The 24,040-nt window shown below is 70.3% G+C and carries 19 protein-coding genes; 12 read left to right on the plus strand and 7 right to left on the minus strand.

Annotated elements, in window-relative coordinates; translation table 11 throughout:
• Positions 1–3: 3 nt before the first annotated feature.
• The 6 genes from FHW12_RS15845 to FHW12_RS15870 all read left to right on the plus strand — a co-directional run bounded on the left by FHW12_RS15845 (position 4) and on the right by FHW12_RS15870 (position 11,503).
• A complete protein-coding gene (locus FHW12_RS15845; protein WP_182532010.1) occupies positions 4–435 on the plus strand; it encodes an ExbD/TolR family protein in 432 nt (143 codons plus the stop codon).
• A complete protein-coding gene (gene msbA, locus FHW12_RS15850) occupies positions 432–2,219 on the plus strand; it encodes a lipid A export permease/ATP-binding protein MsbA (protein ID WP_182532011.1) in 1,788 nt (595 codons plus the stop codon). The genes FHW12_RS15845 and msbA overlap by 4 nt, the downstream gene beginning before the upstream one ends.
• Before the next feature lie 65 nt (positions 2,220–2,284).
• On the plus strand, positions 2,285–3,277 hold the full coding sequence (gene lpxK, locus FHW12_RS15855) for a tetraacyldisaccharide 4'-kinase (protein ID WP_182532012.1): 993 nt from the start codon (positions 2,285–2,287) through the stop codon (positions 3,275–3,277).
• A 203-nt stretch (positions 3,278–3,480) separates the two neighbouring features.
• Positions 3,481–6,180, plus strand: a complete 2,700-nt coding sequence (gene mgtA, locus FHW12_RS15860) for a magnesium-translocating P-type ATPase (RefSeq protein WP_182532013.1) — start codon at positions 3,481–3,483, stop codon at positions 6,178–6,180.
• 169 nt (positions 6,181–6,349) lie between these two features.
• Complete coding sequence (locus tag FHW12_RS15865) at positions 6,350–10,816, plus strand: DEAD/DEAH box helicase (RefSeq protein WP_182532145.1); 4,467 nt, start codon at positions 6,350–6,352, stop codon at positions 10,814–10,816.
• 153 nt (positions 10,817–10,969) lie between these two features.
• On the plus strand, positions 10,970–11,503 hold the full coding sequence (locus FHW12_RS15870) for a DUF4142 domain-containing protein (RefSeq protein WP_182532014.1): 534 nt from the start codon (positions 10,970–10,972) through the stop codon (positions 11,501–11,503).
• Between the two features lie 75 nt (positions 11,504–11,578).
• Here the strand turns inward: FHW12_RS15870 and FHW12_RS15875 are convergent, their stop codons facing one another.
• The gene (locus tag FHW12_RS15875; RefSeq protein ID WP_182532015.1) at positions 11,579–12,817 is read right to left on the minus strand and encodes a dicarboxylate/amino acid:cation symporter; all 1,239 of its coding nucleotides are present in this window, start codon (positions 12,815–12,817) and stop codon (positions 11,579–11,581) included.
• Between the two features lie 199 nt (positions 12,818–13,016).
• Between FHW12_RS15875 and FHW12_RS15880 the strand changes: the two genes are divergently transcribed.
• Complete coding sequence (locus FHW12_RS15880; RefSeq protein WP_182532016.1) at positions 13,017–13,280, plus strand: hypothetical protein; 264 nt, start codon at positions 13,017–13,019, stop codon at positions 13,278–13,280.
• Between the two features lie 15 nt (positions 13,281–13,295).
• Here FHW12_RS15880 and FHW12_RS15885 read toward each other — a convergent pair whose 3' ends face one another.
• The gene (locus tag FHW12_RS15885; protein ID WP_182532017.1) at positions 13,296–13,745 is read right to left on the minus strand and encodes a YbaY family lipoprotein; all 450 of its coding nucleotides are present in this window, start codon (positions 13,743–13,745) and stop codon (positions 13,296–13,298) included.
• A gap of 114 nt (positions 13,746–13,859) precedes the next feature.
• Between FHW12_RS15885 and thpR the strand changes: the two genes are divergently transcribed.
• Positions 13,860–14,432 (plus strand): RNA 2',3'-cyclic phosphodiesterase, encoded by a 573-nt coding sequence (thpR, locus tag FHW12_RS15890; protein ID WP_182532018.1) that lies wholly within the window; start codon positions 13,860–13,862, stop codon positions 14,430–14,432.
• 71 nt (positions 14,433–14,503) lie between these two features.
• On the opposite strand, the gene FHW12_RS15895 is transcribed toward thpR, so the two are convergent.
• Positions 14,504–14,929 (minus strand): OsmC family protein, encoded by a 426-nt coding sequence (locus FHW12_RS15895; RefSeq protein WP_182532019.1) that lies wholly within the window; start codon positions 14,927–14,929, stop codon positions 14,504–14,506.
• A gap of 119 nt (positions 14,930–15,048) precedes the next feature.
• On the opposite strand from FHW12_RS15895, the gene FHW12_RS15900 reads away from it, so the two are divergent.
• Positions 15,049–15,762, plus strand: coding sequence for a pseudouridine synthase (locus tag FHW12_RS15900; protein WP_182532020.1), 714 nt, complete (start codon positions 15,049–15,051; stop codon positions 15,760–15,762).
• A 74-nt stretch (positions 15,763–15,836) separates the two neighbouring features.
• On the opposite strand, the gene FHW12_RS15905 is transcribed toward FHW12_RS15900, so the two are convergent.
• Positions 15,837–16,334: a Rid family hydrolase gene (locus tag FHW12_RS15905; protein ID WP_182532021.1), complete on the minus strand. Its 498-nt coding sequence runs from the start codon at positions 16,332–16,334 to the stop codon at positions 15,837–15,839.
• Between the two features lie 201 nt (positions 16,335–16,535).
• Here FHW12_RS15905 and FHW12_RS15910 point away from each other — a divergent pair, with 201 nt between their 5' ends.
• Positions 16,536–17,957: a M20/M25/M40 family metallo-hydrolase gene (locus FHW12_RS15910; RefSeq protein ID WP_182532022.1), complete on the plus strand. Its 1,422-nt coding sequence runs from the start codon at positions 16,536–16,538 to the stop codon at positions 17,955–17,957.
• Positions 17,958–18,057: 100 nt separating this feature from the next.
• On the opposite strand, the gene FHW12_RS15915 is transcribed toward FHW12_RS15910, so the two are convergent.
• From FHW12_RS15915 to FHW12_RS15925, 3 genes are all read right to left on the minus strand, one after another.
• Positions 18,058–18,735, minus strand: a complete 678-nt coding sequence (locus FHW12_RS15915; protein WP_182532023.1) for an HAD family hydrolase — start codon at positions 18,733–18,735, stop codon at positions 18,058–18,060.
• A 116-nt stretch (positions 18,736–18,851) separates the two neighbouring features.
• Positions 18,852–19,568, minus strand: a complete 717-nt coding sequence (locus FHW12_RS15920) for a YebC/PmpR family DNA-binding transcriptional regulator (RefSeq protein WP_182532024.1) — start codon at positions 19,566–19,568, stop codon at positions 18,852–18,854.
• Positions 19,569–19,751: 183 nt separating this feature from the next.
• Positions 19,752–22,589 carry a S53 family peptidase gene (locus FHW12_RS15925; protein ID WP_182532025.1) on the minus strand — a complete coding sequence of 946 codons (2,838 nt, stop codon included), beginning with the start codon at positions 22,587–22,589 and terminating at the stop codon, positions 19,752–19,754.
• 121 nt (positions 22,590–22,710) lie between these two features.
• On the opposite strand from FHW12_RS15925, the gene FHW12_RS15930 reads away from it, so the two are divergent.
• A complete protein-coding gene (locus tag FHW12_RS15930; protein ID WP_182532026.1) occupies positions 22,711–23,466 on the plus strand; it encodes a queuosine precursor transporter in 756 nt (251 codons plus the stop codon).
• A gap of 134 nt (positions 23,467–23,600) precedes the next feature.
• Positions 23,601–24,035, plus strand: coding sequence for a Rid family hydrolase (locus tag FHW12_RS15935; RefSeq protein ID WP_182532027.1), 435 nt, complete (start codon positions 23,601–23,603; stop codon positions 24,033–24,035).
• Positions 24,036–24,040: the final 5 nt, after the last annotated feature.

Below are 24,040 nucleotides of genomic sequence, written 5' to 3' on the forward strand. Positions count from 1 at the left end.
GACGTGAGGATCGCCGCCGCCCGCCGCGAGGACGATTTCGAGATCAACGTGATCTCGCTCATCGACGTGCTGCTGACCCTGCTCATGTTCTTCGTGCTGACGACGACGTTCGTGCAGAACTCGCGCATGCAGGTGAGCCTGCCGCAGGCCGAGTCGAGCGAGCAGACCGAACAGCGCGACGCGTTCGTCGTGCTGATCGATCGTGACGGCCGCTACTACATCGACAACAACGAAGTGCTGAACCCGGGACTCGATTCGCTCAAGGAAGCGATCTCGCGCTTCGCCGGCGACGATCGTTCGCGTGCCGTCGTGCTGCGCGCCGACGCGATGACGCCGCACCAGGCGGTCGTCACGGCGATGGACGCGCTCGGCCAGCTCGGCTTCACGCGCCTGTCGATCGCGATCGCGCAAGCGCAGGCAGCGGGCGCGAAGTGAGCCCGGCAGACGCGGCAACGCGTTCGAGCCTGGCGGTCTACCTGCGGCTGCTCGGCTACGCGCGCCGCTACTGGTTCGTCGCGGCCGTCGTCGTCGTCGCGATGGTCACCGACGCGGCGTGCATGGGCCTGTTCGCCGGCACGATCAAGCCGATGCTCGACAACCTGTTCATCGCGCGCGATCCGGTCAGCATCTTCTGGATCCCGATCGTCATCGTCGCGATCTTCGCGCTGCGCAGCCTCGCCATCTACGCGACCGACTTCGGCACCGCCTACATCGGCCGCGGCGTCGTGCAGCAGCTGCGCCAGCAGGTGTTCGACCACTACCTGCGCCTGCCGGCGTCGTTCTTCGACTCCGAGTCGTCCGGCCACCAGATCGCGCGCATCACCTACAGCTCCGAGCAGGTCGCGCAGGCGACCACCGACGCGGTCAAGATCGCGATCGTCGACGGCCTCAGCGTCGTCGCCTACGTCGCCGTGATGCTGCGCGCGAGCGTGCAGCTCACGCTCGCGCTGCTGGTCATGGTGCCGCTCGTCGGCGCGCTCGTGGTCTGGGTCGGGCGGCGCTACCGGCGCATCAGCCGGCGCATCCAGGGCTCGATGGGCACGGTCAGCGGCGTGATCGAGGAAGTGGTCGGCGCGAACCGCGAGGTGAAGGTGTTCGGCGGGCAGGCATACGAGTCCGCGCGTTTCAACGAAGTCTCCGACCAGGCGCGCCGGCTCGGCCTCAAGGTCGCCTCGACCAATGGCTTGTCGAGTGCGCTCGTGCAGCTCATCGCGGCGGTGTCGCTCGCGCTGATCATCTACTTCGCGACGCGGCCGTCGATGCTCCATGTGTTGTCGCCGGGTGCGTTCACCTCGCTGATCCTCGCGATGGGCGGCATCCTGCCGTCGCTGAAGCGCCTCACCACGGTACAGGCGAACCTGCAGCGCGGCATCGCCGCCGCGGACGAGATCTTCGGCCTCGTCGACACGCCGCCGGAGCGCGACGAAGGCACGGTCGAACTCGACCGCTGCCGCGGCGACATCGTGCTGCGCGACGTCCGCATGCGTTACCCCGGCGCGACCCGCGCCGCGCTCGACGGCATCGACATCACCTGCGCGCACGGCAGCGTCACCGCGCTCGTCGGTCGATCGGGTAGCGGCAAGTCGACGCTCGCGAGCCTGCTCCCGCGTTTCCACGAACCGTCGTCGGGCGAGATCCTGCTCGACGGCCGCCCGCTCGCCGACTACACGCTCGCGAGCCTGCGCCGGCAGATCGCCTGGGTCGGACAGGGCGTCGCGTTGTTCGACGACAGCGTCGCGCGCAACATCGCCTACGGGGCGCTCGTCGATGCGAGCGAGGCCGAGATCGTCGCCGCGGCCGAAGCCGCCAACGCGATGGAGTTCATCGGCCAGTTGCCGCAGGGCATCCACAGCCGCGTCGGCGCGGGCGGCAGCCTGCTCTCCGGTGGCCAGCGCCAACGCATCGCGATCGCGCGCGCGCTGCTCAAGAACGCGCCGATCCTCATCCTCGACGAGGCGACCAGTGCGCTCGACAGCGAGTCGGAGCGGTTGGTCCAGGACGCGCTGCAGCGGCTCATGCGCGATCGCACGGTGATCGTCATCGCGCACCGGCTGTCGACGGTCGAGCACGCGGACCAGATCGTCGTGCTCGATCGCGGCGGCGTCGTCGAACGCGGCACGCACGCGGCGTTGCTCGCGCGCAACGGCAGCTACGCCGCGCTGCACCGGCTGCAGTTCAAGGACGCACCGCAGGCGCCGCCCGCCCGCATCGGCGCCTGAGCCGTGCCCACGACCACACCCGTGCTGCCGTCCGCTCGCGACCTCGCGTTCGCCGGGGCGACGCGTTGAGCGCGTTCGCCACGCGCATCGCGCGCATCTGGTACGACGGCGTGCCGGTGCCGTGGTGGCTGCGCGCGCTCGTGCCGGTCTATCGCGGTCTGCGCGCGCTGCATCTCGCGCCGTACCGGCTCGGCCTGCGGCGTGCCGCGCGCGTCGCGGCGCCGGTCGTCGTCGTCGGCAACCTGACCGCGGGCGGCAGCGGCAAGACGCCGCTCGCGATCGCGCTCGCGGAGAAACTGCGCCTGCACGGTTTCCGGCCCGGCGTCGTCAGCCGCGGTTACGGCGGGTCGGAGGAAGGACCGTTGCTGCTCGACGACCTGCCCGATCCGCGCCGCGTCGGCGACGAGCCCTGCGTGATCCGCCGCCGCGCCGGCGTCGAGGTCGCGGTCGGGCGCGACCGTGCGCGCGCCGCTGCGCTGCTGCTCGAACGCGGCGTCAACGTCGTGATCGCCGACGACGGCCTGCAGCACGTCGCGCTCGCGCGGGACATCGAGATCTGCGTCATCGACGGCCAGCGCCGCTTCGGCAACGGCCTGCTGCTGCCGGCGGGGCCGTTGCGCGAGCCACCCGCGCGCCTCGGCACGATCCCGTTCCGCGTCTGCAACGGCGGCGCCGCGCAGGCGGGCGAGGTGCCGATGCGCCTGGTCGGCGACGTCGCCGTGCCGGTGCAGCGTACGGCGATGACGCGACCGCTCGAGTCGTTCGCCGGCCAGCGCGTGCACGCGGTCGCCGCGATCGGCAATCCCGAGCGCTTCTTCCTCGCGCTGCGCGCGCACGGCATCGAGGTCGTGCCGCACCCGTTCCCCGACCATCACGCGTTCGTCGCCGGCGATCTCGCGTTCGGCGACGAGCGGCCCGTGCTGATGACCGAGAAGGACGCGGTCAAGTGCGTCGCGTTCGCCGACGCGCGCCACTGGTGCGTGCCGGTCCGCGCGGAATTGCCCGCTCGGTTCTTCGAGGCGGTAATCGAACGCCTGCGCGCGCTGAAAGCGCCATGAAAGCAATATCCGGCGACAATCCCCGGGCGCGCCGACATGGCGCGTGCCCATCCTCGTGCGAGGTTCCCTCCGTGGACAGTTGCAGTAGCCCCAGACGAAGCAGCGCTGCCTCCGCGGAGCGAATGGCCGGCTGACGCGACCGCGTCGGCATCGCGGCGATTCCTCGTGGCGGCAGTGTTCCGCCACGACATCCGGAGTCGCCCATGTTCAAGTTCCCGATCCCCTTCGGCACGTCGCCGCTCGCCGCATTCGCGGCTGCGGTACCGGCCGCGCTGCGCCTCGAGCGTGACGGCCGCGCGACCACGGCCGAGCCGCATCCGCTGATCGAATTCGTCCGCCTCGAGCCCGCGGCCGCGCTCGCGCGTGCCGGCGTCGACGGCGAAGGCCTCGAACTCGACGAAGTCGCCGCACGCCTCGCCGAGCACGGCCCGAACGCGGTCGCGCAGGAGCGCCGCCGGCCGTTCCTGTCCGAGATCGCCCATCGCTATTTCACCAACCCGATCAACGTGCTGCTCAGCGTGCTCGCGGTCGTTTCCTGGCTCGGCGACGACGCGATGGGCGCGGTGATCATGCTCGCGATGGTGTTCATGGCGGTGTTCCTGTCGTACTTCCAGGAAGCGCGCACCGGGCGCGCGGTCGAGCGCCTGCGCAGCATGGTCAGCAACACCGCGACGGTGCGGCGCGTGCCCGCGGCCGGCGACGACGGCGTGCGGCCGCCGGCGGCGAAGGTCGAGGTGCCGATCGAGCAACTCGTGCCCGGCGATGTCGTGCACCTCGCCGCGGGCGACATGATCCCGGCGGATCTCCGCCTGCTCGCGGCGAAGGACCTGTTCGTCAACCAGTCGGCGCTGACCGGCGAGTCGATGCCGGTCGAGAAGTTCGCCGCGGCGGATGCGGACGCCGCGGCGCCGCTCGAGGCGCGCAACCTCTGCTTCATGGGCAGCAACGTCGTCAGCGGCAGCGCGATCGGCGTCATCGTCGCGACCGGCGCGTGCACGACGTTCGGTGCGCTCGCCGGCTCGATGACCGGAGCGCGCGTGCAGACGAGCTTCGACAAGGGCGTGCAGCGCTTCGCCTGGCTCATGATCCGCTTCATGGCGGTCATGGTGCCGCTCGTGTTCCTCGTCAACGGCGTCGTCAAGGGCGCCTGGCTCGACGCGTTCATGTTCGCGGTCGCGGTGTCGGTCGGCCTCACGCCCGAGATGCTGCCGATGATCGTCACGATCAACCTCGCCAAGGGCGCGATGGCGATGGCGAAGAAGGACGTCGTCGTCAAGCGCCTCAACGCGATCCAGAACTTCGGCGCGATCGACGTCCTGTGCACGGACAAGACCGGCACGCTGACCCAGGACAAGGTCATCCTCGAGCGGCACGTGGACGTGCTCGGCGAAGAGGACGAGCGCGTACTCGAGTTCGCGTTCCTCAACAGCCAGTACCAGACCGGCTTGCGCAATCTGCTCGACGTCGCGGTGATCGAGCGCCTCGACGTCGACGCGCGCCGTCGCCTGCAGGAGGAATACACGCTGGTCGACGAGGTGCCGTTCGACTTCACGCGCCGGCGCATGTCGGTGATCGTGCGCGACCGCGCCGGGCGTCATTTCCTGATCGCCAAGGGTGCCGTCGCGGAGATGCTCGGGATCTGCGCGCGCGTGCACGTCGCCGACGGCGAAGCGGTCGCCGACGAAGCGCGCCTCGCCGACGCGCGCCAGGTCGCGCGCGACATGAACGACGACGGCTTCCGCGTGATCGCGCTCGGCATGCGCGAGATCGAGGCGAAGGCGGCGTACTCGCTCGCCGACGAGGCCGGCCTCGTGCTCACCGGCTTCGTCGCGTTCCTCGACCCGCCGAAGGACAGCGCGGCGGACGCGATCCGCGCGCTCGCCGACAACGGCGTCGCGGTCAAGGTGCTGACCGGCGACAACGACATCGTCACGCGCAACGTCTGCCGCCAGGTCGGCCTGCGCGTCGACCGCTACCTGGTCGGCCCGCAGGTCGAGGCGATGAGCGACGAGCAGCTCACCGTCGCGACGCGCGACACGCAGGTGTTCGCGCGCCTCAATCCCGCGCAGAAGGTGCGCGTGATCGAGGCGCTGCACCGCGACGGCCACGTCGTCGGCTTCATGGGCGACGGCATCAACGACGGCCCGGCGCTGCGCGCCGCCGACGTCGGCATCTCGGTCGACAGCGCCGTCGACATCGCCAAGGAGGCGGCCGACATCATCCTGCTCGAGAAGAGCCTGATGGTGCTCGAAGAAGGACTGCTCGAAGGCCGCAAGGTGTTCGGCAACATCCTCAAGTACATCAAGATGACCGCGAGCTCGAACTTCGGCAACATGTTCAGCGTGCTCGGCGCGAGCGCGTTCCTGCCGTTCCTGCCGATGGCCGCGGTGCAGATCCTGCTGAACAACCTGCTGTACGACTTTTCGCAGACCTCGGTCGCGACCGACGACGTCGACCCTGAATACCTCGCGCGCCCGCGCCAATGGGACATGCCCGCGATCACGCGCTTCGTGCTCTGCATCGGCCCGGTCAGCTCGTTGTTCGACTATGCGACGTTCGCGCTGCTGTGGTTCGTGTTCAAGGCGAACGCGCCGGAGCACGCGGGCCTGTTCCAGACCGGCTGGTTCGTCGAGTCGCTGCTGTCGCAGACTCTGATCGTGCACGTGATCCGCACCGGCCGGCTGCCGTTCCTGCAGAGCCGCGCGAGCCTGCCGCTGACGATCACGGGCGCCGCGATCTGCCTGGTCGGTGCGCTGCTACCGTACTCGCCGCTCGCCGCCAAGTTCGGCTTCGTCGCGCTGCCGGGGCTGTACTGGCTGTATCTCGCGGTGATCCTGGTGGCGTACATGGCGCTCACCCAGGTCGTGAAGGCGAAACTGATCCGCCGTTTCGGCCTGCTGTAGGGTTGGCCGGAGCGTTCGAGGGTAGGCCGGCCGCGCGCCTGCGCGGCCGGCGGCACGCAGATGGGCCCGCCGACGGGTTCGGAATACGCTTGAGTTCGGCCGCGACCGGCCGCACCCTAGGCTGGGCGGCCGTCTCATGATCCGAGACGGCCGCGTGCAGACTGCCGCGATGCCGCTCGATACCTTCCATCCCGCCGTCGCCGCCTGGTTCCGCCGCGCGTTCGACGCCCCCACCCCGGCGCAGGCCGAGGCGTGGCCTGCCATCGCGTCCGGCCGGCACACGCTGATCGCCGCGCCGACCGGCTCGGGCAAGACGCTCGCCGCGTTCCTCGCCGCGATCGACGACCTCGTGCGCCGCGGCGTCGAGGGCGGCCTGCCGGACGAGACTGCGGTCGTCTACGTGTCGCCGCTGAAAGCGCTGTCGAACGACGTGCGCATCAACCTCGAGCGGCCGCTCGCGGGCATCCGCGACGAACTGCTGCAGTTGTGGCTGCCCGACGTCGAGATCCGCACGACGGTGCGCACCGGCGACACGCCGCAGGCGGAGCGCGACCGCATGCGCAAGCGCCCGCCGCACATCGTCGTGACGACGCCGGAGTCGCTCTACATCCTGCTCGGCTCGGCGTCGGGGCGGCGCATGCTATCGACGACGCGCACGGTCATCGTCGACGAAATCCATGCGCTCGCACCGAACAAGCGTGGCGCCCATCTCGCGCTGTCGCTCGAACGCCTCGACGCGCTGTGCGGCCGCCGCCTCGTGCGCATCGGCCTGTCGGCGACGCAGAAGCCGATCGGCGAGGTCGCGCGGTTCCTGACCGGCGAAGATCCTCGCGTCGTAGGTCCCGTGGCCGTGGACCCGGTCGTCGCGGGCGCAGGCACAGGCCCGGACGATGCGCCAGCGAGCACGGTCAGCGACATCGCCTGCACGATCGTCGACGCCGGCCACGTGCGTGCGCGCGACCTCGCCCTCGAGTTGCCCGAGGCACCGCTCGAAGCCGTGATGTCGGGCGACGTCTGGGGCCAGGTGCACGCGCGCCTGGAGGCGCTGATCGGCGCGCACCGCACGACGCTCATCTTCGTCAACACGCGGCGCATGGCCGAGCGCCTCGCGCGCCACCTCAGCGAGAGCCTCGGCAAGGACAAGGTCACCGCGCACCATGGCAGCATGGCGAAGGAGCACCGCTTCGACGCCGAGCAGCGGCTCAAGCGCGGCGACCTCAAGGCGCTCGTCGCGACCGCTTCGCTCGAACTCGGCATCGACATCGGCGACGTCGACCTCGTCTGCCAGATCGGCACGCCGCGCGCGATCTCGACGTTCCTGCAGCGCGTCGGCCGCTCCGGCCACGCGGTCGGCGGCACGCCGAAGGGACGCCTGTTCCCGCTCTCGCGCGACGAACTGGTCGAGTGCACGGCGCTGCTCGACGCCGTGCGCCGCGGTGAACTCGACACGCTGCACGTCGAGGCGGCGCCGCTCGACGTGCTCGCGCAGCAGGTCGTCGCCGAGGTCGCGAGCCGCGAGTGGCGCGAGGACGAGCTGTACGACGCCGTGCGCCACGCGTATCCGTTCGCGCGCGTCACGCGCGAGCAGTTCACCGCCGTGCTGCGCATGCTCGCCGAGGGCTACACGACGCGCAATGGCCCGCGCGGCGCCTACCTGCATCGCGACGCGGTCAACGGCGTGCTGCGCGCGAGCCGTGGCGCGCGCCTCACCGCGCTGACGTCGGGCGGCGCGATCCCCGACACTGCCGACTACGAAGTCGTGCTCGAGCCGCAGGCGACGATGATCGGCAGCGTGCACGAGGACTTCGCGGTCGAGAGCATCGCCGGCGACATCTTCCAGCTCGGTAACCACGCCTACCGCGTGCTGCGCGTCGAACGCGGGCGCATCCGCGTCGAGGACGCGCAGGGCGCGCCGCCGACGATCCCGTTCTGGCTCGGCGAAGCGCCCGGGCGCAGCGACGAACTGTCGTTCGCGGTGTCGCGCCTGCGCGAAGACATCGAAGCGCGCCTCGCGTGCGACGACGCGCTGCCCGGCGAACTCGCCCAGAGCGTGCAGGAGACCGCCGACTGGCTCGTCGGCGAAGTCGGCATCGACGCGAACGGCGCGCGCCAGATCGTCGACTACCTCGGCTCGGCGAAGGTCGCGCTCGGCGTGCTGCCGACCCAGCACACGCTGGCGATGGAGCGCTTCTTCGACGAATCGGGCGGCACCCAGCTCGTCATCCACACGCCGTTCGGCAGCCGCATGAACCGCGCCTGGGGCCTCGCATTGCGCAAACGCTTCTGCCGCACGTTCAACTTCGAGCTGCAGGCGGCCGCGACCGAGGACGCGATCGTGCTGTCGCTGTCGACGAGCCACAGTTTCCCGCTCGACGAAGTCGCGCGCTACCTGCATTCGAACAGCGTGCGCGACGTGCTCGTGCAGGCGCTGCTCGACGCGCCGATGTTCGGCCTGCGCTTCCGCTGGAACGCCACCACGTCGCTCGCGTTGCCGCGCTTCCAGGGCGGCAGCAAGGTGCCGCCGCAGCTGCAACGCATGAAGGCGGAAGACCTGCTCGCGCAGGTGTTCCCGGACCAGGTCGCCTGCCTCGAGAACATCGTCGGCGAGCGGCAGATCCCCGAGCATCCCCTGGTCGACCAGACCCTGCACGACTGCCTGCACGAGGCGATGGACATCGACGCGCTCGTCGCGCTGCTGCAGCGGCTCGAGCGCGGCGACGCGCGCATCGTCGCGCGCGACCTCACCGGGCCGTCGCCGCTCGCGGCGGAGATCCTCGGCGCGAGGCCGTACGCGTTCCTCGACGACGCGCCGCTGGAGGAGCGCCGCACGCAGGCGGTCGGCAGCCGGCGCTGGAGTTCGCCCGAGCACGCCGACGACCTCGGCCGGCTCGACCAGGACGCGATCGACGCGGTGCGCGAGGAAGCCTGGCCGCAGGCGCGCGGCGCCGACGAACTGCATGCGGCACTGATGGGCGTCGCCTACGTGACGGACGCCGAGGCGCGCGCGAATCACGGCTGGTCGCAGTGGCTCGAACGCCTCGTCGCGGATCGGCGCGTCGCGCGCCTGTCGATCGACGCCGGCGACGGCGAAGCATTCGTCTGGGTACCGGCCGAGCGCTTGCCGCAGTTCGCGGTGGTTTCGCCCGACGCGGCACGCGATCCTGCGATCGACGCGCCGGCGGAGTACGCCGCGGTCGCGTGGACACCCGAGGATGCGCTCGTCGAGATCCTGCGCGCGCGCATGACCGCGCTCGGCCCCGTGCGACCCGCGGCGATCGCGGCGTCGCTCGGGCTCTCGCGCTCGGCCGTCGATCTCGCGCTGCTCGCGCTCGAGCGCAACGGCTTCGTTATGCAAGGCCGCTATTCGAGCGAAGCACTCGCGCTTGGCGGCGAGATCGAATGGTGCGAACGGCACCTGCTCGCGCGCATCCATCGCTACACGGTCAAGCGCCTGCGCCGCGAGATCGAACCAGTCGAACCGCGCGATTTCATGCGTTTCCTGTTCGACTGGCAGCGCGTCACGGACGGCACGCGCGTGAGCGGGCCGGATGCGCTCGCCGGGGTGCTCGCCCAGCTCGAAGGTTACGAGGCACCGGCGTCGGCGTGGGAAGGATCGATACTGCCCGCGCGCGTCGACGGCTACGAGATCGCCTGGCTCGACGCACTGTGCCAGGCCGGCCGTCTGGTCTGGACGCGCCTGCGTCCGCGCAAGGGCAGTGGCGAACGCGCGGGCGGACCGGTGCGCGCGACGCCGATCGTGCTGCTGCAGCGGCGCAGCATCGACACCTGGATGGCGCTCGCGAACGGCGCCGGTGCCGACGCGCCCGCGCTGTCGTCGCGCGCGCAGGTCGTCGCCGAGCATCTCGCGAAGCAGGGTGCGTCGTTCTTCGACGAACTGCTGTCCGGCACGCGCCTGCTGCACGTGCAACTCGAGGAGGCGCTCGGGGAGCTCGTCGCGTCAGGTCTCGTCCACTCCGACAGCTACAGCGGCCTGCGCGCGTTGCTCGTGCCGTCGTCGAAGCGGCCGTCGACCGCGCGACGCCGGCACGGACGGCGCAGCGCGCTGTTCGGCATCGAGGATGCGGGGCGCTGGGCGCTCGTGCGACGCGGCGGTAATGCGCGCGGCGAAGCCGACGAGGCGATGGTCGAACACGTCGCGCGCGTGCTGCTGCGGCGCTACGGGGTCGTCTGCTGGCGCCTGCTCGCGCATGAAGCGGAATGGCTGCCGCCGTGGCGTGAGCTGCTGCGTGCGTACCACCGCCTCGAGGCGCGCGGCGAGATCCGCGGCGGGCGCTTCATCGCCGGCATCGCGGGCGAGCAGTTCGCGATGCCCGAAGCGGTGGCGGCGCTGCGGGCGGTGCGCCAGCGCCCGCTCGACGGGCGCTTCGTCTGCGTGAGCGGCGCCGATCCGCTCAACCTTACCGGCGGCCTGCTCGCGGGCGACAAGGTGCCGTGCGTCGCCGCGGCGCGCGTGCTGTATCGCGACGGCGTGCCGGTCGCGCAGCGCATCGCGGGCGTCGTCACGTTCGCGGGCACGCCGGTGCCGGCCGACGAACAGGCAATGCGCGCGCACCTGCTGCGCGACCGCCCGCTGCGCGCGGTGGCGGGGCCTGCGGACGGCCAGGAAGAAGAATGACGACGGCGCGTGCGCCGAGCGCGCGATTGAGCGCGCGCTTCGCCGTGTTCAAGAAGATGAACCCGCGCCGACCACGATCGTGCGCGCATACGCGTCGTTAAGGCGGTCGCGCCGATAGTCGGGCCGCCTGCTTCTTCCCACGAGGAGACGACCATGCGCAAGATCCTTCTCGCCGCGGCACTCGCGGCCCTTTCGTTCGGTGCCAGCGCGCAGATGCGCGAGGCGATCGAGGTTCCGCCCGGTGCACTCGACCAGGCCGACGTCGATTTCCTGCGCACCGCCGACACCGCCAACATCGACCAGCTCACGTTCGCGATGCGCGTGACCGGCCGCGACCGCACGAGCGTGCGTTCGCTCGCCGAGAACGTGCTGAGCAGCCATCGCAAGTCGGACGACGCGCTGCGCCTGCTCGCGGCCGCCAAGCACGTCGACCTCGACCACCGCATGTCGCCGCGCGCACAGTCGGAAGCGGACGATCTCCTGCGTCGAGACGTCAATGTCGACCGCATGTACGTCGAGGACCTCGCGCGCGACAGCGCCGACATGATCGCGCTGTACGAGAACGCGCGCGACACGAGTCGCGACCCGGACATCCGCCAGTACGCCGACACGATGCTGCCGGCGCTGCGCAGCAACGAGCGTCAGGCGCAGGATCGCCTCGCGCGTGCCGGTCTCGCGCGCGAGTGATTTAAGAAGGTCGGTTGCGCGATCCGCGTGGCGCGGCGCGAAGCGTCGTCCGCGAAGCCGATCCCGACCGGCGCGTTATTCCGCCTCGTCGCGCGTCCAGCGCGCGACGAGGCTGTTCGCGGTGAGGTCGCCCGTCACGTTGCCGACCGTCGCGAAGACGTCAGGCACGGTGTCGACCGCGAGCAGCAGGCCCAGCGGTTCCACCGGCAGCCCCATCGTCGAGGTCACCGGCATCGTCGCCGCCATGAAACTCACCTGCCCGGGCAGACCGACGGCACCGAGGCTGAGCACGACCGCGAGCGCGGTCGCTACCGCGAGTTGCGCGAGCGGTACGTCGACGCCGTGGATCCAGGCGACGAACGACGCCGCACCGATGTACTGCATCGGGCTCGTCAGGCGGAACAGCGACACCGCCATCGGCAACACGAGGGCCGAAACGGCACGCGGATGCCCGAGGCGGTCGCGCGCGCTCTCGAGCATCGCGGGCAAGGAGGCAAGCGAGGACTGCGTGCTCGCCGCGACGACCTGCGGCGGCAGCAGGCCGGCGACCCAGCGCCGCGGCGCTTCGCCGCCGAACGCGATCGCGACGGGGTAGAGCAGCAGGGTCATCGCCGCATAGGTCACGCACTGCATCGCGATGTAGCCGCCGAGCGCACTCAGCACGCCTGCGCCGGCGTGCGCGCAGACCGCGAAGATCAGCGCGAACACGCCGAGCGGCGCCGCCCACAGCACCCAGCGCACGATCACGATCATCGTGTCGGCGATCGCCTGGAAGAATTCGATCATGCGCTCGCGCCGCGCCGCCTCGATGCGCGTGAGTGCGAAGCCGAAGAACAAGGCGAACACGACCAGCGGCAGCATCGCGCTCTGCGCCGCGGCCGCGATCGCGTTGACCGGGATCACGCCGGCGAACCAGTCGCCGAAGCCGACCGAGGCCAGCGCGCTGCCACCGGCCGGAATCGCCGCGCGCAGTTTCTCGATCGCCGCCGGATCGCGCGGCAGCAGCGCGAGCAGCAGCGGGTCGACGATCGCCGCGAACACGGCACCCGCCGACAGCAGCAGCGCGAACACGACGATCGCGCGCCGCGCGATGCGACCGGACGCGGCGGCGTCGTTGGCGGCGCTGACGCCGACCACGACGAGCGCGAGCACGAGCGGCACGACGGTCATCTGCAGCGCGTTGAGCCAGAGCCGTCCGATCGGCTGGGCGAACGCGACCGCGCCCGCGGCGAGGGCGGGATCGAGCCAGGCGAGCAGGAGACCGGAGACGGCGCCGGCGAGCAGGCCGAGCAGGATGCGGATCGTGTTCGACATGCGGGGTTCCGGTGGGTGTGTGGATTGCACTACGGTCGCGCGAGCGGTGGCAGCACGGCCCTCGCGATCCGTCTCCACTTCTGATTCTGAACGAACCATTGAGGCAACGCGGACTGAATGCGACGGATGCAATCCGCTCAGTGTCGATTCAACGCGATCGGCGTAGCGTGAGCGCTACCTCAGAGACGAGGTACGCGTCATGAAAACGATCTTGAAGACTGCCCTCGGACTGACCTTGCTCGCGGCGCTGAGTGGTTGCGTCTACGAGCCGGGCTACGTGCGCCACGACGGTTATCGCGGCAGCGTCTACTACAGCAGCCGCTACGACTATCGCCCCGACGCTTATTACTACGACTACTGGCCGGGCTATTACGCCTATCCGACGATCGGATTCGGCGTGCGTTACGACCATTTCCACCATCGCCGGCCGCACGACCGTCGCTACGATCATCGCCGCCACTGATCGCGGCCGCGACGTCTACGGCGTCGCCACCCGCACGAGGCGGAACTCGACCGGCGCCGCCGCGCCGGGCGTTACCGGCACGCGCGCGTCGGTCGCGAACAGGAGACGGCCATCGGCTTCGCGCAAGGTCGCCCGCAGGCTGTACCGACCGCCGGCGTCGACGCGCGCGGGATCGTAGGGCAGATCGAACGCGTAGGGTGGTGCGTGCAGGTCGCCGTAGCTCATCCGCGCGACGGTCGCCGAGCCTGCAGTGCCGGGTGCGTCGGCGATGCGATCGTCGATGAGTTGCACCTCGAGCACCGCACCAGGCGACATCAGCATGCGTTCGAGATAGGACGCGCGACCGTGCACGACCGGCGCCGGCTGCTGCGGCGTGACCGACTTGCCACCGCCACGGTCGGGCGCCGGCCCGGACTGGCAGGCGGCGAGCGCGACGACGACGATGGACAGCAGGATAGGGCGCATGGCCGACGTCCGGAATGCGGTGCGGACGTTGTACCACCGGCGCGGGCCGGCGTGCACGCGACGCCGGCGCGCACGTCGGAAGCGCGCGAGCTTTTCACGGATCGCGCTAGACTGATGCCGATGCAAGGCGATCTTCCCGGCTTCGCGCCCGTACGGGCGACGCACAACCTGTTCTTTGCACTATCGCCGGCGGCGGCGACCCGCGCGGCGATCGCGGCCGCCGCGGACGCGCTGCGCGCGGAGGGCGATCCGCGCGGGCGCTGGCTCAAGCCGCCGCGCTACCACCTCACGCTGCAGTTCCTCGGTACGTTCGAGCAGCCGCCCGCCGATCTCGTCGCACGCGCGGTCGCCGCCGCAGCGCAGGTTTCCTTGCCGACGTTCGATTTCAAGCTCGACGTCGTCGGCAGCTTCGGCGCACGCAGCATGCCGGTCTGGCTCGGTTGCCAGGAACCGCCGCCGGCATTGCTGCAGTTGCACGATGCGCTCGGTGCCGCGCTCGCGCGCCTCGGTTGCCGTACGCACGGCACGAGTCGGCTCGTGCCGCACGTGACGATCCTGCGCGACGCGGAGCGCGCGCTGCGGCAGCCGCTCGCGCGCCCCATCGCCTGGCATGTCGACGAGTTCGTGCTCGTCGACAGCCGGCCACCGGATCCGTACCGCGTGGTCGGGCGCTGGCCGCTCGCCTGAGTGGACGCGAGGAGGCTGGTGCACGTCCCGAGCCGGATCCGATCGATGCAGACGAGCGTAGCGAGGGCGTTTCAGCCGAGCAGCGTCGCGTCCATCGTGATCGTCGCGTTGAGCACCTTCGAGACCGGGCAGCCTTCCTTCGCCTTGGTCGCGAGTTCCTGGAACTTCGCCGCGTCGAGGCCCGGCACCTTCGCGCTCACGGTCAGGTGGCTCGCGGTGATCGCGAAACCCTCGCCGACCTTCTCGAAGGTGATCTCCGCCTTCGTCTCGATGCGTTCGGGCGGCGTGCCGGCGCCACTCAACTGTGCCGACAGGGCCATCGAGAAGCAGCCCGCGTGCGCGGCGCCGATGAGCTCCTCGGGGTTCGTGCCAGGACCGTCCTCGAAGCGCGACTTGAAACCGTAGGGCGCGTTGTCGAGCACACCCGTTTCGGTCGAGATCGTGCCCTTGCCTTCCTTGAGGCTGCCGGTCCATACCGCGGAAGCATGCTTCTTCATCGAAAGTCTCCTGGTCCGTAGGGAGGAAAACGCGCGACCGGCCTGCGCCGGGAGCGCCAGCCTACCCGCTTCGCGTGACGACGCAACTGCGCCGGTACGCGAACCCTTAGAATGCGCGGATGCGACTGAACAAACACATCGCCGAGAGCGGACACTGCTCGCGCCGCGAGGCCGACCGCCTCATCGCGGAGAAGCGCGTCACCGTCAACGGTGTGCCGGCCGGCATCGGCACGCAGGTGGAAGAGGGCGACGACGTGCTCGTCGACGGCCAGGCGCTGCTCGCGCGCAAGGCGGGCGCGAAGGGGCGGCGCCACGTCTACATCGCGCTCAACAAGCCGGTCGGCATCACCTGCACGACCGAACGCGAGGTCGGCGGCAACATCGTCGATTTCGTCGACCACCAGCAGCGCATCTTCCCGGTCGGGCGCCTCGACAAGGATTCCGAAGGCCTGATCCTGCTGACCAGCAACGGCGACATCGTCAACGAGATCCTGCGCTCGGAGAACCGCCACGAGAAGGAATACCTCGTCGCGGTGAACAAGGCCGTCACCCCCGAGTTCCTCGCCGGCATGGCACGCGGCGTGCGCATCCACGGCCAGCTGACCAAGCCGTGCCGCACCGCGCGCATCGCCAAGTTCGGTTTCCGCGTCGTGCTCACGCAGGGCCTCAACCGGCAGATCCGCCTGATGGCCGCCGCGTTCGGCTACCGCGTGACGCAGCTGCGTCGCGTGCGCATCGTCAACATCAAGCTCGGCGCGCTCAAGCTCGGCCAGTGGCGCAATCTCACCGAAGCCGAACTGCGCGGCCTGCTGCCCGATCGCACGGACTGGTGAAGCCATGGGGCAAGCCGATGCCCGAGGCCGACGCGAAGATCGGCCGGAAGGTCGATGCGCAAACCTGAGCGTCGCTAGCGTGTCGACGCGGGGACGCGCTGCACGACGAGGCGCTTGCCCGCGCCGACCACGGCGACCGCGCGCATCTCCACCGGCGCGCCGTCGGCGAGCAGTGCGGTCGTGCCGATCGCGGTCCACGCCGGATAGCCGGTCGGGAAGAATTCGTCGTGGATGGAGAGGAAGCGTTTGAACTCGGCCTGGAACGCCGGCGTGTCCTTCGGCTCGCGATGGAACGTGGTGATCTCGACGACGTCCGCGAGCGTCGCGCCCGCGGCCTTCAGGGTCGCATCGAGGCGCTTGAACATCGCGCGGATGCGCGCGTCGTAGTCGTCGCCGGGGCCGGCCGGGATACCCGATACGATCACCGTGTCGCCGACGCGCACGGCCGGGGCGTAGTGCCAGTCGTCGTAGGCGGCGTCCTGGCGCGGCGGAATAACGATCGTCTTGCTCGGCGCAATCGCCGCACAGCCAGCGAGGGCTGCAGTGAGGAGGGCGGGAGGGAGGATGCGCATGCGTCGTCGTCGGGATAGCGGCCCACGCGGCCGCGCCCTACGGTAATACGGCAGACGCACCCGCGAGCCGTCCATCGCGCCGGAACGTGCGCAGGCCGCGCCAGAGGATGCGCCGCGCGGATGTTTGCGCGGTGTAAAGCGCCTTGCCGCGCGCGGTCGCGCGATCCATGCTTGCGATTGGTGCCGAAGAGGAAACGCCCGATGCCGCAGAACCGCCTTGCCTCGATGCTCGTCGCCGCGCTCGCGGTCGTCTCGCTGCCTGCCGGGGCGAAGAAGCCCGATGCCGGCGAGGCGTCGTTCCGCGCGCTGTACAAGCAGCTCGTCGAGATCAACACGACGCTTTCGGTCGGCAGCTGCACCGAAGCGGCCAAGGCCATGCAGGCGCGCCTCGTCGAGGCCGGCATCGCCGCGGCGGACACGCAGGTACTGGTGCCGCCGCAACGGCCGAAGGACGGCAACCTCGTCGCGACGATCAAGGGCAGCGATCCCTCGTCGACGGCGATGATCCTGCTCGCGCACCTCGACGTCGTCGAGGCCAAGCGCGAGGACTGGGTGCGCGATCCGTTCAAGCTCGTCGAGGAGGACGGCTGGTTCTACGCGCGCGGTGTCAGCGACGACAAGGCGATGGCCGCGGTGTTCACCGACAGCCTGATCCGCTACCACGAGGAAGGCTTCAAGCCGCGCCGCGACATCCGCCTGCTGCTCACCTGCGGCGAGGAGACCTCGGACACCTTCGACGGCGTCGAATGGCTCATCAAGGAACATCCCGAGCTCACGCGCGCGGCGTTCGCGCTCAACGAAGGCGCCGGCGGCGAACTCGACGAACACGGCAAACCGATCGCGCTGCAGGTGCAGGCAGGCGAGAAGGTCTACCAGGACTTCCGCCTCGAAGTCACCGACAAGGGCGGCCACAGTTCGCGTCCGACGAAGAAGAATCCGATCTACGCCTTGAGCGCGGCGCTCGGCCGCATCGGCGCATACCAGTTCCCGATCAGCGTCAACGACGCGACGCGCGGCTACTTCAAGGCGCAGCTCGAGCTCGCGCCGCAGGCGGTCGCCGAGGACATCAAGGCCGTGCTCGCCGATCCGCCCGACGCGGCCGCGGCGGATCGGTTGTGGACGCTCAATCCTTCGTGGAACAGCATGCTGCGCACCACCTGCGTCGCGACGATGGTCGACGCGGGCCACGCGCCGAACGCGCTGCCTCAGCGCGCGGGCGCGAACGTGAACTGCCGCATCCTGCCCGGCGTGCCGCTCGAAGCGGTGAAGAACACGCTTGCGCGACTCGCCGGCGACGCCGACATCACGATCAATGCGGTCGGCGAACCGAGCCCGGTCGGCCATGCGCCGAACCTGTCGCCGACGATCATGGATCCGGTGCGCAAGGTCGCCGAGACGATCTGGCCCGGCGTCGCGATCGTGCCGACGATGGCGACCGGCGCGACCGACGGTCGCTTCCTCAATGCAGCGGGCACGCCGACCTACGGCCTCTCGGGCATGTTCCACGACGTCGAAGGCAGCCACGCGCACGGACTCAACGAGCGCATCCGCGTGAAGTCGCTGCTCGACGGCCGGCATTTCCTCTACGAGGTCGTGAAGCTCTACGCCAACGCGAAGGAGTGACCGGTGGCGGGCCGGGGCCCGCCGATGTGCGCGTAGCCGGACCGCGGTCCGCCGCCCTCGATTCGCGATGCCTTGCGAGACGGGCCGGGGCCGACCTGCGTCAGCGCCCGCCGACTTCGTCGATGTGGCGCAACAGGTCGGCCGGATCCTCGAACACGCGGTACGCACCCGCGCGTTCGAGTTCGTCCTGCGAATAGCCTCCCGAGAGCAGGCCGATGCCGAGCGCGCGGGCGCGGCGCGCGGCGAGCATGTCCCACACCGCGTCGCCGACCACGGTCGCTTGTTCGATGCCGACGCCGAGCTGGTCCGCCGCGGCGAGGAACAGGTCGGGATCAGGCTTGGCATAGCGCACGAGGTCACGCGTGATGACCGGCACGCGCGCAGGATCGACGCCGAGCGTGGCGAGGACCGGCCCGGCCGTCTCCATGCGGCCGCTCGTCGCGATCGCCCACGGGATCGACGAGGCCGACAGGTAGGCGACGAGTTCGCGAGCCCCGGGCAGCGGCCGGATCATGCCCGAGCGGCGGTTGTACGCGGCCGCGTGCGCCTTGCGCAGGCGGTCGGCGCGCGCGTCGTCGATCGTGATGCCGCTCTCGCGCAGCAGGATGTTGATCATGAGGCCGCCGCTCATGCCGATGCGCCGGTGGATGCGCCAGACCGAGAGCGAGATGCCCTCGCTCTCGAGCGCCTCCTGCCAGGCGAGCACGTGTTCGTAGACGCTGTCGACGAGCGTGCCGTCGAGATCGAACAGGAAGGCGGTCGGCGGCGAGGTGAGCATGGCGGAGCGTCCGGCAGCGGAACCGCAGTCTAGCGTCGGTGTCGAGCCACGTCGTGCAGCCGGAAGCGGGCGCGGTCCGGCGCGCTGCCGGCTCGCGCTTCGCACATCGACGCGCGTCAGTCGCCCAACGCGGCGTTGTGGTAGACGTCCTGCACGTCGTCGAGTTCGTCGAGCCAGTCGAGCAGGTCGCGCAGGGTTTGCGCGGTTTCGCCGCTCACCTCGACGCGGTTCTCCGGGCGCATGACGATGTCGGCCGACAGCGGCGAGAGGCCGGCGGCGGTGAGCGCCTTCTTCACGTCTTCGAACGCATCGGGCGCGCACAGCACGGTGCCGCGTTCGCCTTCGGCGACGACGTCGTCGGCGCCGGCATCGAGCGCGACTTCGAGCAGCGTGTCCTCGCTGCCGGCGGCGCTCGTGTCGAACACGAGTTCGCCGACGCGCTTGAACTGGAACGCGACCGAACCCGAGGTGCCGAGGTTGCCGCCGTGCTTGGACAGCGCATGGCGCACGTCGGCGACGGTGCGCACGGGGTTGTCGGTCATCGCGTCGATGATGAGCGCGACGCCGGACGGGCCGTAACCCTCGTAGCGCAACTCCTGCATGTCGTCGGCGCCGTCCGCACCGGAACCGCGCTTGATCGCGCGCTCGATCGTGTCCTTCGACATGTTGGACGACAGCGCCTTGTCCATCGCGACGCGCAAGCGCGCGTTGCCGGCGGGATCGGCGCCGTTGCGTGCGGCGATCGTGATCTCGCGGATGAGCTTGGTGAAGATCTTGCCGCGGCGAGCGTCCTCGGCGTTCTTGCGGTTTTCGATGCTGGGGCCTCTGCCCATGGGAATTCCTGTGTCGCTGGTGGTCGATGACGAAGGCCGTCGCCGGCGGGGCCGGTCGCGGTTCGTCATTCTACTTCGCCATGCCGGGGGCGCGTGCGGGCACGCGCCATGGCGATCGCGGCCGCCGGCCGTGGCGCCGGATGGAACGCCGCCCGGTTGCGGCGGCGTTCGTTCCGGCGATGGTTACAGGTGGCAGCCGGCCGGTGCCGGCGTGAGGCGCGAGAGTTCGAGCGTGCCGTGCTGGCCGCCGTTCGTGCCGGCGTCGAACGCATAGGTCAACGTCGCCGACGTGCAGCTGTGGAAGGTCAGGCTCGCGCTGCCGACGGCGGTCGTCGTCGTCGGCGTTGCGCTGGCGAACGCGCCGCCAGTGCTTTCGTACAGCGGGATCGCGTTGATCTGCGCGCCCGACGGCAGGGTTGCCTGCAACGTGTACCAGCGCTGCGTCGTCGCGTCGGCACCCGCGGCCGCGCCCGCGGCGAACGTGTACCACGCACCGAACAGCACGTGCTGCGCCGGGTTGAGGTCGAGCACGAGACCCTGGCCGCTGTCCTTGGCGACGTCGGCCCAGACGCCGGAAAGGAGGTAGTGCCCGGCGCTCGCGCCATTGTTGCCGTTCGTCGCGCAGGTGACGTTCGACAGCTGGCGCGTGAGCGACATGACGCCGCTGAAACCGTCGACGCTGTAATCCAGCGTGCCGTGCGTGCAGTCGTAGAAGTTCAGCGTCGCGGCGCCGACCGGGGCCGTCGTCGTCGCCTGCAGCGTGTGCAGGCTGCCACCGGTCGTGCGATACACCGGCAGGATCGCCGTGGTGCCTGCGACCTCGCCCTGGATCGTGTACCAGCGCGCACCGTCGCCCGCCTCGGTGCCGTAGGTGAACCAGCCACCGAACAGCAGGCCGCTGCCCGGCCCGTAGAAGTCCGGGTGCACGGTCATGAGGATGCCCTGGCTCTGCGCGGTCGGGGCGGCCCACGATCCGCTGATGCCGTGCTGGTTGAGGACCACGCCAGGAGGCTGCGCGCCACGCCAGTTCGCCATCAGGTGGTCGGCGGCGATCGAGCCCAGACCCGTCGCGCGGTCGTAGCCGTCGGTCACGGCATAGCCTTGCAGGCCGCCGGCGAGGCCGTCCGGGCCCGGCGTGCTGTTGTTGCACAGGCTCGGCACCGCGACGTCGCAGGAAGCGACGCCGCTGCTGCCGGGGGTCACGTCGTGGAAGACCGCATAGGAAGGATGCGCGGCAAGTGCGTATAGCCGCGGGTTGAGATTGCCCTGGCCGCCGCTGTAGTTCTCGGCGATGCGCGCGACGATGCCCGCCATTGCGGGTGCCGAGGCCGACGTGCCGCTCGAAACGAGGAAACTGAAGCGGCCGGCGCTGACCGTGCATGGCCCGCGTTGCGCCGCCATGCAGGTGAAATAGCCGTCGTGGCTCGAGGCGGTCAGGGCGACGTCGGGCGTGTTGCGCAGCGCGTTCGCAGGCACGCCCGCGCCGACCTGCCAGGCTGGTTTGGGAATGTAGAGGCTCGTGCCGCCGCCGGTCGCGCCATGCGTGGTGCTGCCGTCGTCGCCGACCGGTTCGTTCCACGCGCCCTCGGGAATGTAGCCGCGCGCCGAAAGGTAGTTGTGGCCGTCGTCGGCGTTCCAGTACTGCGACGGGTCGGCTCGATCGGCGAATTCGGTGCCGCCGACGCAGGTGACGTAGCCCGATGCGCACAGCACGTTGATCGCGAGCGACTGGCCGGCGGTCGGCGGCTTGGTGTGGTCCTCGCAGCCGGCGGCGCCGGAGTCGCCCGACGCTACCAGCACGGAAATGCCTTCGGCCGCGGCCTGCGCGAACAGCCCGTCGAGGTAGTGCGCGATCGACGCACCGTTGTCAGGTTCGCAGCTGAGGAAGCTGATGCTGAGGATCTTCGCCGGCGGCGGCGAGGTGTCGATCACGTATTCGATCGCGTCCTGCACGCCGTTGCGCGTGTCGCTGTCGGCCGCGACGACGAGCTTGATGTCCGCGCCCGGCGCGCTGGCGCCGGCGAGTTCGACGTCGAGCGTCGCCTCGAACTGGTCGCCGATCTCGTCGCCCGGATCGGTGCAGCTCGGCGTGCCGCCGGTCGTGCTGCAGGTCGACGCCGGGTCACCCGGGTCGATCGAGCCGGGCGGGACGATGACCTGTGCAGCGCGTGGCGCGGCATGGATGATCGATTGGAAGTTGCTGATGTCCGCCGGATAGACGCGCTCGCGGCCGACGATCGCGATCGATACGCCGCTGCCGCCGACGTTGGAGGCGGGCGGGGTATCGAGGCCGTAGATGCGCGCGAAATCGGCCGGGAAGACCACGTAGTCGCAGCCGTCGGCGCCGCAGCTCGTGCTGGCCGGGGCGGGTGCGCCCTTCGCGATCGAACCGCCGCGCGGCGCACTCATGCGATGGCTCGGGCGGAACGCGACCGTGTCGAGTCCGACCACGCCGCGCACGGCGGATGCGAACGCGGCGGGCACGCGCGGCTCGGACTTCGCGCCGATGCGGCGGCCCTGGTCGCCGTCGAACCATGCGAGCGACGTGTCGAACGCGCGCGCGACGTCGCCGCTGCGGCCGCTGACGATCACGCGCGTGCGCGCCGGCGCGATCGCTTCGACGCGCAGTCCTTCGCTGCGCAGCCAGTCCGACAGCGCGTCGAGGTCGTGCGCGCTCGCGCCGTAGCGTTCGCCGATCTGCGCGGCGTCGAGCCACTGGTGGAAGCGCGGCGACTGCGGGTCCTGCTGGTCGCGCAGCAGCGCGTCGAATGCAGCCTGGCGTTCGGGCGTGCGATTGAGCAGCACGCTCACGCGATCGAGCCGCAGGTCGGCGTCGACTTCGCCGCGCGCGTGCTCCGCGCGAGCCCACGCTGGCCGCGTGCCCGCGAGCGCCACGCGCTTGGTGCCGTCGACCGCGGCCTTGACGAGGTCGCCGTCGGCCGCGCGCGCCTGCACACCGGCCGCCGCGAACGCGGCCAGCACGAGCATGCAGACGATGCGCGCACGGATTCTTTCGTTCATGTTCATCGCCGGAGAAAGGGAAAAAGCGACCTTAAGCGCGGTCGCGCCGACCCGCAAGCGCTGCTGCATCGTGCGAGCAGACACAGACGCTATGATGGCGACCCACCACGAGGGGGCGTCCATGAGTGCATCCACGACCGCGGCGCGTGCGCCGGGGTTCCGCTACTACGACCTGCTCGTCGGCGGCATGGTCGCGGTCCTGCTCTGTTCGAATCTGATCGGCCCGGCCAAGGTCTGCACCGTGACCCTGCCGCTGCTCGGCGCGCTCACGTTCGGCGCCGGCAACCTGTTCTTCCCGATCAGCTACATCTTCGACGACGTGCTGACCGAGGTGTACGGCTACTCGCGCGCGCGCCGCGCGATCTGGGCCGGCTTCGCCGGCCTCGCGTTCGCGAGCGTGATGACGTTCGTGATCATCGGCATGACGCCGAGCCCGGAAGAGCCGTTCAACGAACGCCTGCAGCCCGCGCTCGAGATCGTCTTCGGCGCGAGCTGGCGCATCATGCTCGCCTCGATGCTCGCCTACTGGATCGGCGACTTCGCCAACTCGTGGGTGATGGCGAAGATGAAGCTGTGGACGAACGGCCGCTGGCTGTGGACGCGCACGATCGGTTCGACCATCGTCGGCGAGGGCCTGGACAGCATCACGTTCTATCCGATCGCGTTCGCCGGCATCTGGTCCGGCCAGACGATGCTCAAGGTCATCGCGTTCAACTGGACGATGAAGGTGCTCGTCGAGATCGTGCTGACGCCGGTGACGTACGCGGTGATCGGCTTCCTCAAGCGGCGCGAGGGCGTCGACACCTACGACGAGCACACGCATTTCACGCCGTTCAGCCTGCGCGACGAAGGCGAGCAACGCACGCCGCGCCCATGATCACGGGAGATTCCCCGATGAACGCTTCGACATCCTCCGGGAGCGGCGCAAGCCGCGATGTTCTTGCTGTGCAGACGTCGAAGGCCGCAGCGCGCGCCGTTCGCGCCTCGCTGCGAGGCCTGCTGCTCGGGATCATGCTCGCCTTCGCCGGTCACGCATCCGCCGCTGACGACGCCGAGTACTTTCCGGTCACCCACGCACCGCCCGGCATGAACCTGCCGTTCTCCGAAGCGGTGCGGGTCGGCGGCATGCTCTACCTGTCGGGCGAAATCGGCACGGGCGCCGACGGCAAGCTCGTCGCCGGCGGCATCGCGGCCGAAGCGAAGCAGCTCATGGACAACATCGGCGGCACGCTCGCGCGCCACGGTTCGTCGTGGGATCGCATCGTGCAGTGCACGGTCGCGCTCGCCGACATCAAGGACTGGCCTGCGTTCAACGAGGTCTATCGCGGCTACTTCAAGCAGCACTTCCCGGCGCGCATGGCCTACGCCGCCAGCGGCCTCGCCCTCGGCGCGCGTGCCGAGGTGCAGTGCAACGCGCTCGTCGATCGAGCTGCCCGGCACCACTGAAGCCG

This window comes from Dokdonella fugitiva (genome assembly GCF_014138265.1).
Lineage (GTDB): Bacteria > Pseudomonadota > Gammaproteobacteria > Xanthomonadales > Rhodanobacteraceae > Dokdonella_A > Dokdonella_A fugitiva_A.

What these genes read in the sequence shown, in the direction of transcription:
- FHW12_RS15875 (WP_182532015.1), bottom strand. Translation starts at nt 12,817, where the DNA reads ATGTCGAACACGATCCGCATCCTGCTCGGCCTGCTCGCCGGCGCCGTC.
- FHW12_RS15920 (WP_182532024.1), bottom strand. Translation starts at nt 19,568, where the DNA reads ATGGGCAGAGGCCCCAGCATCGAAAACCGCAAGAACGCCGAGGACGCT.
- FHW12_RS15895 (WP_182532019.1), bottom strand. Translation starts at nt 14,929, where the DNA reads ATGAAGAAGCATGCTTCCGCGGTATGGACCGGCAGCCTCAAGGAAGGC.
- FHW12_RS15885 (WP_182532017.1), bottom strand. Translation starts at nt 13,745, where the DNA reads ATGCGCCCTATCCTGCTGTCCATCGTCGTCGTCGCGCTCGCCGCCTGC.
- FHW12_RS15865 (WP_182532145.1), top strand. Translation starts at nt 6,350, where the DNA reads ATGCCGCTCGATACCTTCCATCCCGCCGTCGCCGCCTGGTTCCGCCGC.
- FHW12_RS15870 (WP_182532014.1), top strand. Translation starts at nt 10,970, where the DNA reads ATGCGCAAGATCCTTCTCGCCGCGGCACTCGCGGCCCTTTCGTTCGGT.
- FHW12_RS15930 (WP_182532026.1), top strand. Translation starts at nt 22,711, where the DNA reads ATGAGTGCATCCACGACCGCGGCGCGTGCGCCGGGGTTCCGCTACTAC.
- FHW12_RS15905 (WP_182532021.1), bottom strand. Translation starts at nt 16,334, where the DNA reads ATGCGCATCCTCCCTCCCGCCCTCCTCACTGCAGCCCTCGCTGGCTGT.
- thpR (WP_182532018.1), top strand. Translation starts at nt 13,860, where the DNA reads ATGCCGATGCAAGGCGATCTTCCCGGCTTCGCGCCCGTACGGGCGACG.
- FHW12_RS15935 (WP_182532027.1), top strand. Translation starts at nt 23,601, where the DNA reads ATGCTCGCCTTCGCCGGTCACGCATCCGCCGCTGACGACGCCGAGTAC.
- FHW12_RS15880 (WP_182532016.1), top strand. Translation starts at nt 13,017, where the DNA reads ATGAAAACGATCTTGAAGACTGCCCTCGGACTGACCTTGCTCGCGGCG.
- FHW12_RS15910 (WP_182532022.1), top strand. Translation starts at nt 16,536, where the DNA reads ATGCCGCAGAACCGCCTTGCCTCGATGCTCGTCGCCGCGCTCGCGGTC.
- FHW12_RS15915 (WP_182532023.1), bottom strand. Translation starts at nt 18,735, where the DNA reads ATGCTCACCTCGCCGCCGACCGCCTTCCTGTTCGATCTCGACGGCACG.
- mgtA (WP_182532013.1), top strand. Translation starts at nt 3,481, where the DNA reads ATGTTCAAGTTCCCGATCCCCTTCGGCACGTCGCCGCTCGCCGCATTC.
- FHW12_RS15900 (WP_182532020.1), top strand. Translation starts at nt 15,049, where the DNA reads ATGCGACTGAACAAACACATCGCCGAGAGCGGACACTGCTCGCGCCGC.
- FHW12_RS15925 (WP_182532025.1), bottom strand. Translation starts at nt 22,589, where the DNA reads ATGAACGAAAGAATCCGTGCGCGCATCGTCTGCATGCTCGTGCTGGCC.